General features: G+C 54.4%; 14 protein-coding genes. 2 read left to right on the top strand and 12 right to left on the bottom strand.

Going from position 1 to position 15,511, the window contains the following annotated elements:
• Nucleotides 1-81: 81 nt before the first annotated feature.
• Entirely contained in the window at nucleotides 82-996 is a 915-nt protein-coding gene (gene ldcA, locus OGX86_RS09145) for a muramoyltetrapeptide carboxypeptidase (protein WP_048224132.1), read from the bottom strand.
• Nucleotides 997-1,094: 98 nt separating this feature from the next.
• Between ldcA and emtA the strand changes: the two genes are divergently transcribed.
• Nucleotides 1,095-1,706 (top strand): membrane-bound lytic murein transglycosylase EmtA, encoded by a 612-nt coding sequence (gene emtA / locus OGX86_RS09140; protein WP_003020914.1) that lies wholly within the window; start codon nucleotides 1,095-1,097, stop codon nucleotides 1,704-1,706.
• Nucleotides 1,707-1,717: 11 nt separating this feature from the next.
• Here the strand turns inward: emtA and ycgR are convergent, their stop codons facing one another.
• Nucleotides 1,718-2,452: a flagellar brake protein YcgR gene (gene ycgR / locus OGX86_RS09135; RefSeq protein ID WP_286639871.1), complete on the bottom strand. Its 735-nt coding sequence runs from the start codon at nucleotides 2,450-2,452 to the stop codon at nucleotides 1,718-1,720.
• A gap of 201 nt (nucleotides 2,453-2,653) precedes the next feature.
• Here ycgR and OGX86_RS09130 point away from each other — a divergent pair, with 201 nt between their 5' ends.
• Nucleotides 2,654-2,908: a GlsB/YeaQ/YmgE family stress response membrane protein gene (locus tag OGX86_RS09130; protein WP_003020908.1), complete on the top strand. Its 255-nt coding sequence runs from the start codon at nucleotides 2,654-2,656 to the stop codon at nucleotides 2,906-2,908.
• A gap of 772 nt (nucleotides 2,909-3,680) precedes the next feature.
• On the opposite strand, the gene OGX86_RS09125 is transcribed toward OGX86_RS09130, so the two are convergent.
• From OGX86_RS09125 to dhaK, 10 genes are all read right to left on the bottom strand, one after another.
• The gene (locus OGX86_RS09125; RefSeq protein ID WP_286639869.1) at nucleotides 3,681-5,651 is read right to left on the bottom strand and encodes a TonB-dependent receptor plug domain-containing protein; all 1,971 of its coding nucleotides are present in this window, start codon (nucleotides 5,649-5,651) and stop codon (nucleotides 3,681-3,683) included.
• 23 nt (nucleotides 5,652-5,674) lie between these two features.
• Nucleotides 5,675-6,532 (bottom strand): ModD protein, encoded by an 858-nt coding sequence (gene modD / locus OGX86_RS09120; RefSeq protein ID WP_136391975.1) that lies wholly within the window; start codon nucleotides 6,530-6,532, stop codon nucleotides 5,675-5,677.
• Nucleotides 6,529-7,341, bottom strand: coding sequence for a class I SAM-dependent methyltransferase (locus OGX86_RS09115; protein ID WP_032943738.1), 813 nt, complete (start codon nucleotides 7,339-7,341; stop codon nucleotides 6,529-6,531). The genes modD and OGX86_RS09115 overlap by 4 nt, the downstream gene beginning before the upstream one ends.
• Before the next feature lie 9 nt (nucleotides 7,342-7,350).
• The gene (locus OGX86_RS09110; protein WP_286639866.1) at nucleotides 7,351-8,112 is read right to left on the bottom strand and encodes an ABC transporter ATP-binding protein; all 762 of its coding nucleotides are present in this window, start codon (nucleotides 8,110-8,112) and stop codon (nucleotides 7,351-7,353) included.
• Nucleotides 8,109-9,068, bottom strand: a complete 960-nt coding sequence (locus OGX86_RS09105; protein WP_394810792.1) for a FecCD family ABC transporter permease — start codon at nucleotides 9,066-9,068, stop codon at nucleotides 8,109-8,111. Before OGX86_RS09105 ends, OGX86_RS09110 begins: the two co-directional genes overlap by 4 nt.
• Nucleotides 9,069-9,094: 26 nt before the next feature.
• On the bottom strand, nucleotides 9,095-10,117 hold the full coding sequence (locus tag OGX86_RS09100; RefSeq protein ID WP_286639865.1) for an ABC transporter substrate-binding protein: 1,023 nt from the start codon (nucleotides 10,115-10,117) through the stop codon (nucleotides 9,095-9,097).
• 207 nt (nucleotides 10,118-10,324) lie between these two features.
• A complete protein-coding gene (locus OGX86_RS09095; protein ID WP_286639863.1) occupies nucleotides 10,325-12,037 on the bottom strand; it encodes an alpha,alpha-trehalase in 1,713 nt (570 codons plus the stop codon).
• 170 nt (nucleotides 12,038-12,207) lie between these two features.
• On the bottom strand, nucleotides 12,208-13,638 hold the full coding sequence (dhaM, locus tag OGX86_RS09090) for a dihydroxyacetone kinase phosphoryl donor subunit DhaM (RefSeq protein ID WP_286639862.1): 1,431 nt from the start codon (nucleotides 13,636-13,638) through the stop codon (nucleotides 12,208-12,210).
• A 10-nt stretch (nucleotides 13,639-13,648) separates the two neighbouring features.
• Nucleotides 13,649-14,281, bottom strand: coding sequence for a dihydroxyacetone kinase subunit DhaL (dhaL, locus tag OGX86_RS09085; RefSeq protein WP_020996617.1), 633 nt, complete (start codon nucleotides 14,279-14,281; stop codon nucleotides 13,649-13,651).
• An 11-nt stretch (nucleotides 14,282-14,292) separates the two neighbouring features.
• A complete protein-coding gene (gene dhaK, locus OGX86_RS09080) occupies nucleotides 14,293-15,363 on the bottom strand; it encodes a dihydroxyacetone kinase subunit DhaK (protein WP_286639861.1) in 1,071 nt (356 codons plus the stop codon).
• Between the last annotated feature and the right edge of the window lie 148 nt (nucleotides 15,364-15,511).

Here is a 15,511-nt window from a genome sequence, read left to right as displayed (position 1 = left end):
AATTACGCTGTTTCGTATTAATAAACCCTACCATAATAACGACAGAAACAGCGTTTTACTTAGCCCTATTAGCCGCTTTTTTTACGATTTTAGTACCGGATGCCCACTTAAGGTGAGCTGAGTGCCGTTTTTATCATTTTTCAGCACCGCACTGGCTCCCAACGGCAGGGTGACGGTACGTTGTTCATGGCCAAAATCGAGGCCGCCGATCAACGGAACGGACAGTCTGGCGCGCAGAAAATCACAAACTGAATCAAGATTGTAACCCGCGTCGTAATCATTCGGCGCACTGCCGCTAAAACTGCCGAGGATAATGGCGTTTTGCTGGGCCAGTATTCCGGCGTGGTACAGCTGCAGCAGCATGCGCTCGATACGGAATGGATGCTCGTTAATGTCTTCCAGCACCAAAATGCCGTTTTTGATAGCCGGCATCCACGGCGTACCCATCAGCGAAATGATCATCGCCAGATTTCCGCCCCACAGAGTACCTTCAGTCGCGCACTGCGGACCGTCACCCTGCCATTCGAGGGTAAATTGGACATTACGCAATGCCTGCCAGAAATGGTGCTCGGTGAATGCGTTCATTTCTTCGGCGCCGAAGTTCGCTGCCAGCATCGGGCCGCTGAAGCTAATCACATTCCCCTGTGCCAGCAGACCACACTGGATCGCCGTAAAATCGCTGTGTCCGCACAGCAGTAGCGGATCTTGTTGCTGGCGAGCTGCCAGCCCCTGCCAGTCAATTTCTTCCAGTAAACGGCTCGCGCCATAGCCGCCGCGTACCGCCATCACAATGGTATCGGGGGTTTTCAGATTAACGAGCGAGTTCACATCAGCAAGCCTTTCTGCCTCTGTCCCCGCAAAACGCTGGCAGCGGCGTGCAATGACCGCTGAATTGTCGACCTGATGACCGGCCTCAGTAAGACGCGCAAGCCCACGTAAGGCTGCCTGCTGATTGATACAGTAGCCCGACGGGGCAATTAAGTGAAACCGGGACATGGCATTTCCTTGCTACAACTAAAACCAAATGTATATCATGCCGCGTAGGTATGTCGTTGTCACCTCAGCGACAGGTTCCGGCTATAAGGATAGATGACGTGAAATTGAGATGGTTTGCTTTTTTGGTTGTATTACTTGCGGGCTGTAGTTCAAAACATGATTACAAAAACCCGCCGTGGAATGCTGAAGTTCCGGTTAAACGCGCAATGCAATGGATGCCGATCAGTGAAAAAGCCGGTGCGGCCTGGGGTGTCAGTCCACAATTGATTACCGCTATTATCGCCATTGAATCAGGCGGAAATCCGAATGCGGTCAGTAAGTCCAATGCGATTGGTCTGATGCAGTTGAAAGCCTCAACTTCAGGACGCGATGTTTATCGCCGCATGGGCTGGAGCGGAGAGCCGTCGACCAGTGAGTTGAAAAACCCCGAGCGCAATATCTCCATGGGGGCCGCATATCTGAGTATTCTCGAAACCGGGCCGCTGGCCGGGATTGAAGATCCGCAGGTGATGCAGTATGCGCTGGTAGTATCGTACGCCAACGGTGCGGGCGCACTGCTACGCACGTTCTCCTCCGACAGGAAAAAAGCGATCAATAAAATCAACGACCTCAGCCCGGATGAATTTATTGAACATGTTGCGGACAATCATCCGGCGCCGCAGGCCCCGCGCTATATCTGGAAGCTTCAACAAGCGCTGGATGTGATGTAGTTCGTGTGAGTTTATTCGCGCACCTTATTCGACTTTTCCCGGGCCTCGCGTTCAAGGGAAAAAATAATCCGCTGTAAGTTCCGCTCCACCGCCGGGCCGACGTTGAGAAAACTAAAGCTCAGGCGGGGAGTGGTAATCGTTTCGTTTTTCCCATCGATAACCTTGCGCTCACTAATGGAAATAAGCTGGGCGTCAACGTGATACACCCCCCATTGCTCCATATTTAGTTCAACCTGCGCGAAGCGCATACCTTCTGCCAACCCCTCTGGTTTTGCCGTTTCTAACAGCCCGCCCATACCGCCTAGCGACAAATCGAATAAGCGAAAACACAGCGTGCTGTTGTCCGGCATTTTTGCCGTGCAGCGATAGGGAGGGTGCAGCGGAGCGCCGATGCGGAAATATTCCCGACGCTGCACAAACCACAGAGAAGGTGGCAACGATGAAATAAAGGCCGGCAGTTGCTGATACTCGCCTTTTTTCAGCTGTGGCAGGGTGAATTCTACTTTGGCTCCCTGCGTTTCGGCGATAATTGAGATCTGGCTGGCCCGCTGTACGGCCTGGTTTTCATATTCCTGGCTGCCAAAATCCATGATCAGTTCATCGGGACTGACGGTCAGAATTTTGCTGATGAACTGGCCGCCTGACCAGGAGATACGCAGTGGAACCTGCTGCGACTTTAAGTCCCGAAGTACACCTAACACCGCTAACGGATTTTGCTTCAGGAACTGCTCATTGTAGTTACTCACACCTAATGACTCCTGGATGCCTGGTTTGTCGTTGGGTTATCGGCATTAATCGACGGAACTTAATACAAATGGATGAAATTTTTTACCAAACCCAATGAATTAAGTCTGAGTGATAAAAGCATGTCGCGATGGCTTGCCTATACTTTAAGTGCTGGCGCAGGAATGTCTTGCGCGTGCGTTCACTGGAAAGAGGGCCTGAAAATGGGAATTATTGCCTGGATTATTTTTGGTCTGATTGCGGGGGTTATCGCCAAACTGATTATGCCGGGGCGCGATGGCGGTGGATTTATCCTGACCTGTATTCTGGGTGTCGTCGGTGCTGTGGTCGGTGGATGGCTGGCAACGATGTTTGGTATTGGCGGCGATGTCAGCGGGTTTAATCTCCACAGCTTCTTGGTGGCCGTGGTCGGCGCAATTGTTGTGCTGGGTGTCTTCCGGCTTGTACGGCGAGATTAATCGAACGGCCTCCATGCGGTAATGCCGTTCAGTTAAGCATGTACGGTGAACATGTGATTCTTGTTCAGGGCTCCGTTCACCTCAACGGTGTCATTTCTCTGAAGCGCAGATACCCGTGAACGTGCAAGGGAGGCTCGCCGCCGCCTCCCTTGCAACCCAGGCTCCCGGCGGGAAAATCGTCGCTACGCGATTCATTCGTCTTATGCCGCCTGCCTGTCAGGTCGGGGCCGAGCCTGCGTCCATGCAGGCCGTCCCCTCTGTCCGCATCCCTGCGGACAGCACCGGTCAGCCGTCAACGCCTCATCGATTTTCAGCCGGACCGGGGGTATCGCTTCAACGCACTGACTTCCAGTTAAATCTTTTTTGCTGTTTAAACAAAAAACGCAGATGGTCAGGTGTGGGCTGGTCCGGCTGAAAATTGCCGACGTGTTTCCGTCAGGCCGGGAGAGCCAGCATGGATGCTGGCTCAGGGCGCGCTTTGCAAGGACGCTACCTCGCGCCCGGCCCGGTAGCCTGGAGGAATAAGCGGAGGGTATTGCGTAGCAACAATTTTCCCGCCGGGAGTCGGGATTGTAAAGGGCGTGACGGAGAACGCCCTTTACACGTTCACGGGTATCGGCGTTTCAGAGAAACTATGAACAGGAGGTGAACGGAACCCTTTTTCTGAGAGTGCATATTCAAAACTTCTACCCACACCGGCGATACTTTCTGAAACTAAGGCGTTAACTGAAGAGCATTACTCCGAGTGGGGCCGTTTCTTTGCATCGTTAAATCAGAACTGATACTCAATCCCAGCCCAGTAATTACGGCCTTCTTCGATAAATCCTTCGCTGTACACGTATCGTGTATCGAACAGGTTATTGACCGAAGCGTTGACGCTGAACCCGTGACCGATGGCGTAGTCGGCGCGTAAATGGGTAATGGCGAAACCTGCGGCTTTCTGCGAGCCGTCGCTATTGCTATAGCTCGATGAGCGGGCCTCTTCAGACAGCGTAATGCTCAGCGGATCCCACGGTTTCAGCGTCATCCATGCGGTGAGGGTTTGCGTCGGCAAATCGGTTATTTTGCCGATGTCGCTGCGTTTGACGTCCGCATGAATCAGGCCATAGCTCAGCCCAACATCCAGCATATCAAAGACTTTACCTTTAACGCCTGCATCCAGACCGGTGTAATCCACCCGGCCGCTGTTCTGATTCTGGATGGTATCGGCATCAATATTGTGTGAAAGAATGGCATCGCTGATGCGGTTGTAATAGACGCTGGCTTCGAATCCCCAGTCTTTGCCAAGTGAACCATTCCAGGTCAGATCCACGCTGCGGGCGCGTTCCGGTTTAAGCTGCGGATTGACCAGCGCCACCTGGTTATAGGCCGGTTTCGAGGTGGTGTAGCGCTCTTTCAAAGTCGGGAAACGTGTTCTGTCAGAGTAGGACAGCGCTAATGTGTCTGAATTTTCAAAGTGATATTTGGTCATCATCTGCCAGTTGAAGGCCGACTGATTGTTGTCATCATAGTGGGTGACGCTACCATTTTTTTCGTGCTTCATGCCTTCCAGACTGTCGCGCCAGTCATAGCTTATTCCAGCTACTACATCGACGTTATCCGCCGCTGCCCACTGGTATTCGCTGGCAACGGACCAGGTGCGGTCTTCGTAACGGTCGTAAGCTGCATTCGGAGCGCCTTTCTCGCGGTGAACATCATCTTTCCAGTTCACGGCGAAAGAGAGCAGGTCGTTTTCTCGCATTTCCGCAGCGAGCTGCAGGCCAGCGCCATCGCTGTAGTCTGAATAATGACTGTAGTTGCCTTTCTTGTTTTTCAGATCGGCAAGTGAGTTGTACATCATCAGCGTATTTTCAAAGGTATCGCGATACAGACGGCTTTTCAGGGTGAAACGATCGCCCAGATGGGTGGTGCCCTGATAGTAATAGCTTTCTTTATCGTACTGTGGCCATTGCCAGTAGCGTGATTTCTGACTGCTTGCTCCAGCGTACGGCGGGTTATCTTTTTCACCGTCCTGATTAATATAGGTCAGCACATATTCGTCATTACCACGTGGGGTAAAGCCCAGCTTCACGATACCGCGTTTGTCATCGGCGGAGGAGTTAATCATCTTGCCGTTGCTGCCCGCAATAGGGTTGTCCACACCGTGCGGTAAGCCAAGGAAATCCTGCTTCAACTGACTGCCGCTGAGCTGGATGTAGCCGAGATCGTTGCTGGCGCCAAATGAAGCGTGCATATCGTGGGCATTGTCTTTGCTACGACTCCAGCCCTGGCGATAGCCAATGCTGCCTTCAATCGGTTTGGTAGTCTTTTGGGTGGTGATATTGATGGCGCCGCCCATCTGGTTCGGCCCTTGTAACAGCGACGAGTAGCCTTTGGAGACTTCAACCGAAGCGATATCTGAGGTCAGAAAACGGCCTAAATCGAGGTTGCCATCATAGGGGATGTATACCGGCACGCCGTCAAAATAGACGGGAACCTGACGGCTGTCAAAACCGCGAACTTTCACCTGCTGTTCATTGCGGTTGCCTGACTTTTGCAGCACGACGCCGGGGACAACGCTCAGTGCCTGCGCCACGTTTTGCTTATCCAGTTGCTGCATCGTTTCCTGACCGAGAACCGTAGTGGTTGCGGCGGAGGCCGGACTTGACCAGACGGTCATGGTTTCGCTTTCCTGCCCAGCAAAAGCACTGTGCGCGAAAGCAAACGACAGGGCTGTGTAAAGACAACTTTTGTTGAAATTCATTATTTTTAGTCCATTTATTAATGTTATATGCCACGTGCGTCCGGGCTCAGGCTAACTTTGATATCCGCGGGTGGAGCGTAGTATGGCGCGGAAGTGATGAAAAGTCTGATGCCACAGTCGAGATAACTCGCCAGTGAGGCGAGGGTAATTCCGCCAGTCAGCGCCAGCGTGCAATGGGGGGCCAGAGAAGGGGCCTGGCGGACAATTTCTGTTGCTTGCTCAGGGGTAAATTTGTCGAGTTGCAGGACATCGGGTGCGGCGCGTAGCGCGGCTAATGCCTCATCTGGCGTATCTGCCTCAACCACAATCTTTTTTTCTGGCGCATGGCGGCGTAAGCGCGCAATCGCACCTGACCAGTCGTTTGGGTTGGTAAGAAAATGGCGGTGATTAGCAAACAGCAGTACCGTTTCGGCGCATCCTCCGCGATGGATAATGCCTCCCGCGGCGAGTATTGCCTGAGTCGTCAACAAACGCGTGCCGGGAATGGCTTTGCGGGTACAGGCAATCTGCCCATCAGGATAGCGTTGGCGCAGTTGGCTCAACATGCTCTCAAGATAGCCCGAAACCCCACAGCTCCACTCCAGGACATTTTGTACCGCTTTCCAGCCCTGGTGCAGCGCCGCCGCATTCCCATGTGCACGAATCAATCGCTGTCCTGCACTTACCTGTTCACCATCGGCCACCATGTCGCTGACGGTCAGCCCTAATGAGGTGAGCATTTGTCTGGCAACGGCGGTGCCGCTAACGCATCCGCCCTGGCGATGATAAAACGCCATAACGCCCGGCTGTGCGCCGATCCCCAACGCGCGGGTAGTCAGATCGCCGCCCTGAATATCTTCCAGCAGCAGCGCGTCGGTTTGCGCCTGCGAAAAGTAGATCATCGCAGCGCCTCCCGCGGCACGCTGTCCCACCAGATAAGCGCCCAGTCACGGCTGGCGGGGGCAATCGTGCGTGGATCCTGCTGTTGATACCAGGTTTCCAGACGTTCGACCTCATCGGCGCTCAGTTCACCCATACTCCAGCGCACGTTTTCCAGAAAACGCGTCCAGGTGCTGTTGTCCTGCTGGCAGTTGGGCCCGCGGATAAAATCAACATGCGCGTGGATCCCCATCTGATACAGGACATTAAGCGCATAGATATAGTTGGGAAGCTCAATCACTTCGCGGCCCAGTGCACGCTGAATGGTGGGGGAAACGAAAGATGAACTGACGAGATGAGTGGTGTAAACCCGCAGTCGGGCCTGATTATTCAGTTTGGTCATCGCCTGGCGCATATCGGCAACCAGCGTAGAGCGCGAGGCGACGGCAATATCGCACTGGGGTAAATCATCCCAGTGTTCCTCCCAGGCCCGCTGCACCCACTGCACGTGACGGGCGTTCATTTGCGCAGCGCGGCGGGCAGCTACGCTAAGCATGCCCTGGCTGTAATCTACGCCGTAAATTATTGGCATCTTTTTAGCCAGCGCCAGCGAGACCGTACCGGGACCGCAACCCATGTCAAACAGCGACTCCGCCCCTTTCAGGTCGATTTTCCCCAGCAGTTGCAGCAGATAGCTGTCGGTTAATGAGGCGCAATTTTCCGCCATTTTTTCCGCACGTTTATCCCAGTGCTCCGGCTTTTTCTCGGTTCTGTTCGCCAGCTGTAACTGTTTACGGTAAAGATCGGCAAAATCAATGTCGTCAATGAGCATTCTTATTCCTTAATTGTGTGAACCAAAGAGATGATGAGCGATTTGTGACGGTGTAACGCGATACAGCGCAGCCAGACGATCGGTGGCGAGCTGCTGTTCAGGAAGCCCCTGCGACACTTCGCCATTTGGTTCAACGCGTACCACACTGTCGGCGATTGCCCGGGCGTGTAACGGATGATGGGTCGACATTAGCAGGGCCATACCTGAATTTTTCAGCGTCACCAGTGTGTCGAGCAGACGGATCTGATGCCCAAAATCCAGGCTGGAAGCGGGTTCATCCAGCAACAAAAGGCGCGGGCGTTGCGCCAGCGCGCGGGCAATCAACACCAGTTGCCGCTCTCCGCCACTCAGCGTGTTCCAGCGCCGGGGTGCCAGATGAGAAATTCCCAGCATCGTCATCTGCTGGTACGCATTTTCACGCTCTTTAGCGCCGGGAACCGCAAATGCCGCCAATTGCGGGGCCAGCCCCATCATCACCATGTCCAGCGCAGTGAAGGCAAACGCGCCGTCATGTGCCTGAGGAACCCAGGCGATAGCGGCGGCGCGTTGCCGATCGCTGAGATGATTTATGGCGACGCCATCAAGCAGAATGTCACCGTGAAGAGGCGAAAGAACGCCGAGAATGGTGCGCATCAGAGTGGTTTTTCCACTGCCGTTGGCCCCAATCAGACAACAGACGGAGCCGGGCGAAACCTGAAATGAGACATCGCGTAACACGGGCTGGTGACTGTGGTATCCCAACGACGCATGGTGGAGGGTCAGAAGCGTCATGGGCGATTTCCTCGAAGCAAAAGCAGCAAAAAGAACGGTGCGCCAATAAATGCCGTCAGGATCCCCAGCGGGATTTCTGTGCTGCTCAGCGTGCGGGCAAGAGTATCGGTGAGCAGCAGCAAAATGGCGCCGATCCCCATGGAAACTGGCAGCAACTGCTGGTGGTTATTGCCACTGAGGAGTCTGCCGATGTGCGGTACAACCAGCCCAATCCAGCCGATAATGCCCGCGATGGCAACGGTACAGGCGGTGATTAACGTTGCGCAGACGATCAGTCCCAGCCGCAATCGCGAGACATTGATCCCAAGCGATCGTGCTTCATCATCCGACAGGGTGAGCAGGTTCATGCGCCAGCGCAGCAGCAATAGCGGGATCAGTCCTGCGAAGATCAGCGGTGCCGAGAACCACAGATCGTGCAGCGTGATCGTCGATAAACCGCCAAGCAGCCAGAAGGTGATAGACGGGAGTTGGGTATACGGGTCGGCCAGCGTTTTGATGAGCGAAATTCCCGCACCGCATACCGTACCCAGCGCAATCCCGACCAGCACCAGCGTTAACACCGGGTCGTGACGCTTGACTCGCCGGGTAATCAACCAGACACCGGCGACCACGAATAAACCGCCCATGAACGCATACAGCTGAATGAACAGGATCGGTAAACCTAACAGGATTGCTAAACAGGCACCTAAACCCGCACCCGCCGCCACGCCGAGAATATCCGGCGAGACCAGTGGGTTGCGGAACATGCCCTGATAGGTGGTTCCTGCGCCCGCCAGCGCCGCGCCGAGCAGCAATGCAGCCAGTATGCGTGGCAGGCGGATTTGCCAGAAGACGATTTTGTCCTGCATTGGAACGCCATCTGTACCGGCCACGAGATTCAGAACCTGCTGTGCATCCAGGCGATACGCGCCTGATACCGCAGCAACGCTCGCGCAAAGCACCACCGCAGCAATCATCAGAAAACCGAGGGTTGATGTTTTCATCAGACTGCCACCAACCTTTGATACTGTGCGTCGCTTAGCGTGGTGTGCCAGAACAATTCACTGTAGCGCTTCATATCGGCTTTAAAGCTCGCGTTAACCTGAGGATCAAGCCAGGCATGCAGGCGGCGTAACCCCAGTAAACGGTTGATGCCAGGAGGTGCATCCAGCCAGCCAAACGGCAGACCGCTGAGAAACAGAATGCGCCGGTCAGCAACCGCTTTGACTCCTTGCCAGACCGGATCTTCTCGTAGGAACTGCGCTGTCACCGCATCCTGCACCAGGATAATATCCGGCTGCCAGCTGAGAAGATTTTCCATTGAGACCTGTGTGAGCCCCTGTCGTCCGGGGATGTGCGCCACATTGTGCAACCCCAATAGTTCTGCTGCTTCGGTATGCAGAGAGCCTTGTAAACCAGTCTCCAGTCCTCTGGCACCGCGCGCGGCATAAAAACGCAGATTCGCCGCGGGTGAATGCGAGAAAGCTATTGCATCATCGATAAATCGACGGGCCAGAGCGGCCTGCATTGCGGTTCGCGAGACGACGCCCAATACTTCACCGACTGCGCGCAGCTGTTCTGGGGTATGGCGCAATTCGCCGTTAATCAGCAGCCAAGGAATGTGTGTTTGTGCGCTCACTTGTCTGGCTTGAGAAAGCCAGGTTTCATCGGCATTACCGCAGTCAATAACCAGTTCAGGTTTAAGCGCCAGGAGTGCTTCAAGCGAGAGTGTGCTGGCGCGCCCCGCCAGCCTGCCGAGTTTCGGCAAAGTCCGAATGTTATCGTTAAACGGGATGGCGGTCTGGCGAGAGAAATCAAAGGAGGAAAGTCCCACCAGTTTTTCCGGTGCAACGGCCAGCAGCAGCATGTCAGCAGGCGCGCCAGCACTGACCACACGTTGGGTCGTTGCTGGCTTCGGAGAGTCTCCAATGGCCACAGTCAGCGAGGTTTGAGCAAACGCGGGAAGATGGCGTAGCAGCAGTGCAGATGCCACGAGTTGGGCAAACATCCGTCTTGTCAGTGGCATTATTGTTATCCTGAAGGTTACAAAATCGCTATATATTTACATATACAGCGAATAAAAACATGTTCAGAATCAATTTCTCACGGATGAAAACCCCGGATACCCCATAAGGGCTAGAGGCCATAGAGACAGCTGGAAGGGGGAAATATAAGAAAGAAAAATCCGCGACGAAGCGCGGATTCAGGAAGTAAAACGGCTCAGGCTATGATGTTATGGCGTCGGTTGAGTCTGTTTATTAGACTCGACTGGCGCTGTACTTGCCGGGGTAGGTCGCGACGCGGGTACGTTGTCACAGGGCTTTTCTTTGGCGCAAATCAGGTCGAGCATTTTCAGCGTTACGCCGTTGGTCCAGCCGAAACCATCCTGCAACGGATACTCACCGCCGCCACCGCCGGTTCCAGTGGTGCTCACGTCATACTTCTCAACCAGCTTTTTCTCGCGATCGTAGGTGTGTTGAACATTGGTGAGGAATCGCCAGGTCACGTCCATGGCGACAGCATCCTGACCGTAATTCTGTAACCCGGATGCTGCGACCCACTGGAGCGGGGCCCAGCCATTGGGGGCATCCCACTGCTGACCGCTTTTCACCGACGTGGTAGCAAGGCCGCCCGGTTGCAGCAGATGTGCCTGGGTGGCCGTGGCGACTTTACTGGCGCGATCTTTTGCCGCTGCATTGACATACAGCGGGAACAGGGCGGCAGCCGTGAGCTGGTTGCGTACTTTGTGGCTTTTCAGATCGTAGTCGGCATACCAGCCTTCCTTGTCATTCCACAGGTACTTCTCGATCCCTTTTTGTCGGGCATTAGCGTAGCCATCGTACTGCGCCGCTTTGGCATCATCACCAGCAGCCTTGCTGGCGAGGGCGATCATTTTTTCCATTTTGTACATCAACGCATTGAGATCGACCGGAACGATGCTGGTGGTGCGCAGAGTGCCCAGCTGATTAGGATTGTCCATCCAGCGGGAACTAAAATCCCAGCCGGACGCGGCAGCTGAACGCAGGTCGCGGTAGATTTCTGTGGCTGGGCGGTTTGGGTTGCTTTTAGCGGTGGCGATATCCTCTACCCACGACTCTGGCCGAGGCGAATCGCGCTCATCCCAGTAGCGGTTCAAAATGGTGCCGTCATCCAGTTTAACCACGCGCTTATTTTGCTGACCGGGCTGCAGTGTTTCGACGCCTTCCATCCAGTAGCTGTACTCTTTGAGCATCTGCGGGAGGTATTTTTTCAGCGCATCATTTCCGTCGTGCTGCGCCAGCAGTTCAACCATAAAGGCAAAGAACGGCGGTTGCGAACGGCTCAGGTAGTAGGTGCGGTTACCGTTAGGAATGTGTCCCCAGGAATCAATCTCGTAAGCGAAGTTTGCCACCATGTCCGAGACCTTATCCCAGTGATTGCTCTCGGCAAGCCCCAGCATGGTGAAATAGCTGTCCCAATAATATATTTCGCGAAAACGCCCGCCAGGTACCACATACGGCTCCGGGAGCGGCAGCAGCGAATCCCATTTTTCAGCGTTGGTTGTCGAACGGGTGAGTACCGGCCACAGGCCATCGATATGTTCGCGTAATGATTGCCCGGCCGGGGGCACGTATTTCTCGCCGTCTTTCGGCAAGGTGAAATTTACTTGCACAAAATGGCGTAAGTCGAATCCGGACTGGTTTTTCTGCATCCGGTAATCGGCAAGGATCATTAATGGATCGCTGTTTGGCACCGCGTCCGCAAAGGTTTTCTGGTCAGGAAACAGTTTGGCTGTTTGTACATCGTTAAACAGGGGGCCAAGCAGAATATCAGGCGGCGCAGGCGTAGCGGCTGGTGCGTCCTCGGCGTTGACGGTAAAAGAGGAAAGGGCAAAAAAGGTGCTTGCGAGCGTCAGTTTTATTGCAACAGAGAGCAGGCCAGGATGGCGAGTTGCTGGCGTTATCATCGGTTAATCTCCTTAGCGGCGTGCCGAAGTAGCGGCATTTACCATGAGAAAACCTTAGTTCAGGAATGACCGTTGCGCGTGATCAGCTCCCCATTTTGCGAATAAACAGACATTTCCCGACGCGAATAGAGAAGAAGCACCCCCTTTGTTGGAAAGGGGGTGCTTCGGTATCAGTTTACGCGAGTTATCCGCTGTGAGACGCAGTCAATGGTCAGAGTATCGCCCATCTTGATGCTATCGAGAGCCGCGCCTTGCTGACACATCCAGCACAGACCCATTTCACGAGCGATAATCGCCGGATGCGAGGCTTCGCTGCCGTCCCGCAGGCAGATACCTTTGATAGCCTTCGGATCGAGTTGCAGTGCCGTAGACGGATAAATGACATCAGCGACCAGGATAGTGGGGCGCAAGAACGCGGGAATTTGCGCGCTCTCCCCCGTCAAATGCTGCAGTGAACGAGACAGCAAATCTTCAATATCAATGTATCGCGCCTGCAGATAAGGATCATCGAGCTGTAAATACTGCTGGCTGAGATCGCTCAGCACCTGATGCCAGGCCCAGGCGGCGCTGCACTGCTTTTCGCGCATTACATCGCAGGCCATTTCAAACAGTTCAGGATCGTCCAACAGCGTGTGGTGACCGGAGAAGATGGCGGCGATATCTGCGGAATATCGTTCTTCAGCAAGTGCAGTGAGTTCGCTCAGGTCGTTCAGCGTACTTTGGATGGCGTTCTGTAATCGCTGCTGCTCAGCCTGGAGTGATGCGACTGGCTGCGGGTTTACCTCGGGCGAGAACGGCGTGTAACAGAATGCCGTCCCCGTGACTTTTGAGGGAGCCTGAGTTGCCTTGTTATCAGCATTAGCGGACTCGAGCGATTCACCAAAATTCTCTGCTGCCAGCTGTTTAAATGCGGCCAGCGCATCCTCTGCCTGTTCGCCTTTGGCAATCAGGCGTAGCGTGTCATTACAGCGTACCTGCAGCAGAGCTATCTGATTCAGGCTATCAGGAACCACACATTTGCCGTTTTTCTCCAGCCACATGTCGGCGTTAAAACCAGACAACGCGGAAACCAGTCGCGAAGCCGGTCGAACGTGGATGCCGTTAGGGTTTTTCACCACAATGGCAACAGAACGGGCATCTGCATCGGGAGACAGTGCAGCAGATGCGGGTTTCGCTGCGGATGGCGAAGGTAAACCCAGTTGCTCACATTTGGCGTCGAGGGCGTTCATGGCATCACGGATGACCCGATCGATATCAGCACCCGCGGCGGCGCTAACCGTCGCGGCCAGTGTGCCTTCAACCAGTGGTGCTGCGCACAAACGCACTTTGGCGGAAATGCCAGGGTCGAGCAGTTCCAGCGCGGTTTCCGCACTCAGTAATGCACTACCGATATCCATCATCACCAGCACGTGGTCCGTATCGGCCACGGACTCGATGGCTTCCATCACCTTGATCGGATCGGTGCCAATCGGATTCTCAGGATCATCAATGCCTGCGGCAATGGCGATTTTGCAATCACCGCCCATTAACATCTGCCGGGCCAGCGTCCCGACGCCTTCGCCCAGTTGGGCGCTGTGAGAAACAATAACCAGGTTTACCATCGCTTTATCCTTACTCTCTGGACGCCTGAGCTAGCATTTGCATCATAAACATGACCGACGTTGCGCCGGGATCCTGATGCCCAATACTGCGCTCACCAAGATAGCTGGCACGGCCTTTGCGAGCCTGCATGGTGATGGTGCTTTGTGCTGCGGCTTCCGCTTGCTGGCTTGCCGCTTCCAGCGCTGCCTGTACGCTTAACTTTTGCTCGCAGGACTGACGTAAAGATTCGACCACCGGTAACCAGACGTCGCACATGGTTTTGTCGCCAGGTTCAGCCTTACCGCGGCTAATCACACCTTCTGCGCCATCACGCATCATTTGATACAGCTCTTCAAGCGTCAGGCTTTGATGAGCCTGAGTCACTTGGGCGGCTCGAATAAAAAAGGTGCCAAACAGCGGTCCACTGGCCCCGCCGACGCTTGATAGCAGCACCATTCCGGTGTTTTTCAAAATAAAGCCGATGTCTTTGTCTGCGATGGACGGCAGCTTTTCAACGACTTTGCTGAAACCACGATGCATGTTCAGACCGTGGTCGGCATCGCCGATCTCCCGATCAAGTCCGGTGAGAAAATCACTTTCGGTGGTGAATATTTCACCGCAGCGATAGAGCCAGTTAACAATTTGCGTTCTGTTGAGGGACATCATGAATCTCCTTATTTACCCCAGTTGAGAGCAGGGGTGTGAACCGGTGCATCCCATAAGCTCAGCGTTTCGTCATCTACCTGTAACAGGGTGATCGAGAAACCGGTCATATCCAGAGAGGTACAGTAAGAGCCGATCAGGTTGCGCTCAATGACGATGCCTGCATCCTGACAACGGCTTTCCAGGCGGTTATACACGCCGAAGAGTTCAGACAACGGCGTCGCACCGAGATTATTGACCAGCGCAATAACGCGATCGCCACTTTGTAACGCACGCTTGCTTTCTTTACCTTCCTGCCACGCGCCCTGGACGTTGTCCCAGTGGCGGAGTGTTCGGCTGTAGTTACCGTTTTCCAGCAGGGTATCGAACATTTCATCAACGGTCTGATCGAGAGAGGTGAAGGGGCGACGGTCAATGCCCGGTTCCCCGTGGATACCTACGCCAAACTCCATCTCGTTATCCTGCAACGTGAACGACGGTTGTCCGGCGGCTGGAACCGTACAGGCGCCAATGGCTATGCCAATGGAGTGGCCCAGGTTATTCAGCTTACGGCCCAACGCCGCACAGGCTTCCAGCGAATCACCGCGTTCGGCGGCCGCGCCGACCAGTTTTTCGATCAATACGGTATTCGCCACGCCACGTCGACCGGCGGTATACAAACTGTCTTTCACCGCCACGTCGTCATCCACCACCATGGTGGTGACTTTGACACCGCTTTCGTGCAGCAACTCGGTGGCGGTTTCGAAATTAAGAATGTCGCCGGTGTAATTTTTGATTATCAGCAGCACGCCTTCGCCACCGTCAATTTGCATGGCGCATTCGAACATTTTATCGGGTGTGGGCGAGGTAAAAATCTCACCTGGACAGGCGCCAGAGAGCATGCCCTGACCAATGTAGCCGCAGTGCATAGGTTCGTGTCCGCTGCCGCCACCGGAAAGCAGTGCCACTTTGCCCATCACCGGCGCATCTGCGCGGGTGACATATACCGGATCCCGATGCAGTGCCAGGGAAGGATACGCTTTCGCCAGTCCGGCGAGTTGTTCATTCAATACGTCTTCAACACGGTTGATCAATTTTTTCATTATTTATGCTCCGCAGACAGTCCTGGATGGCTGCCAAATTCGGGCAGGCATCTGATGTAGGGTATCGGTTGGTTCAACGTCACGGCGACCGCTCGCTGCCGATAAGGTAATTTTGCACACGGGTAGTCAAAAGAAAATTGATGTGATT

This window comes from Citrobacter sp. Cpo040 (assembly GCF_030332915.1).
Taxonomy (GTDB): domain Bacteria; phylum Pseudomonadota; class Gammaproteobacteria; order Enterobacterales; family Enterobacteriaceae; genus Citrobacter; species Citrobacter portucalensis.
The sequence above is the reverse complement of the archived record's forward strand: the minus strand, read 5'-3'. Positions and strand labels throughout refer to the sequence as shown.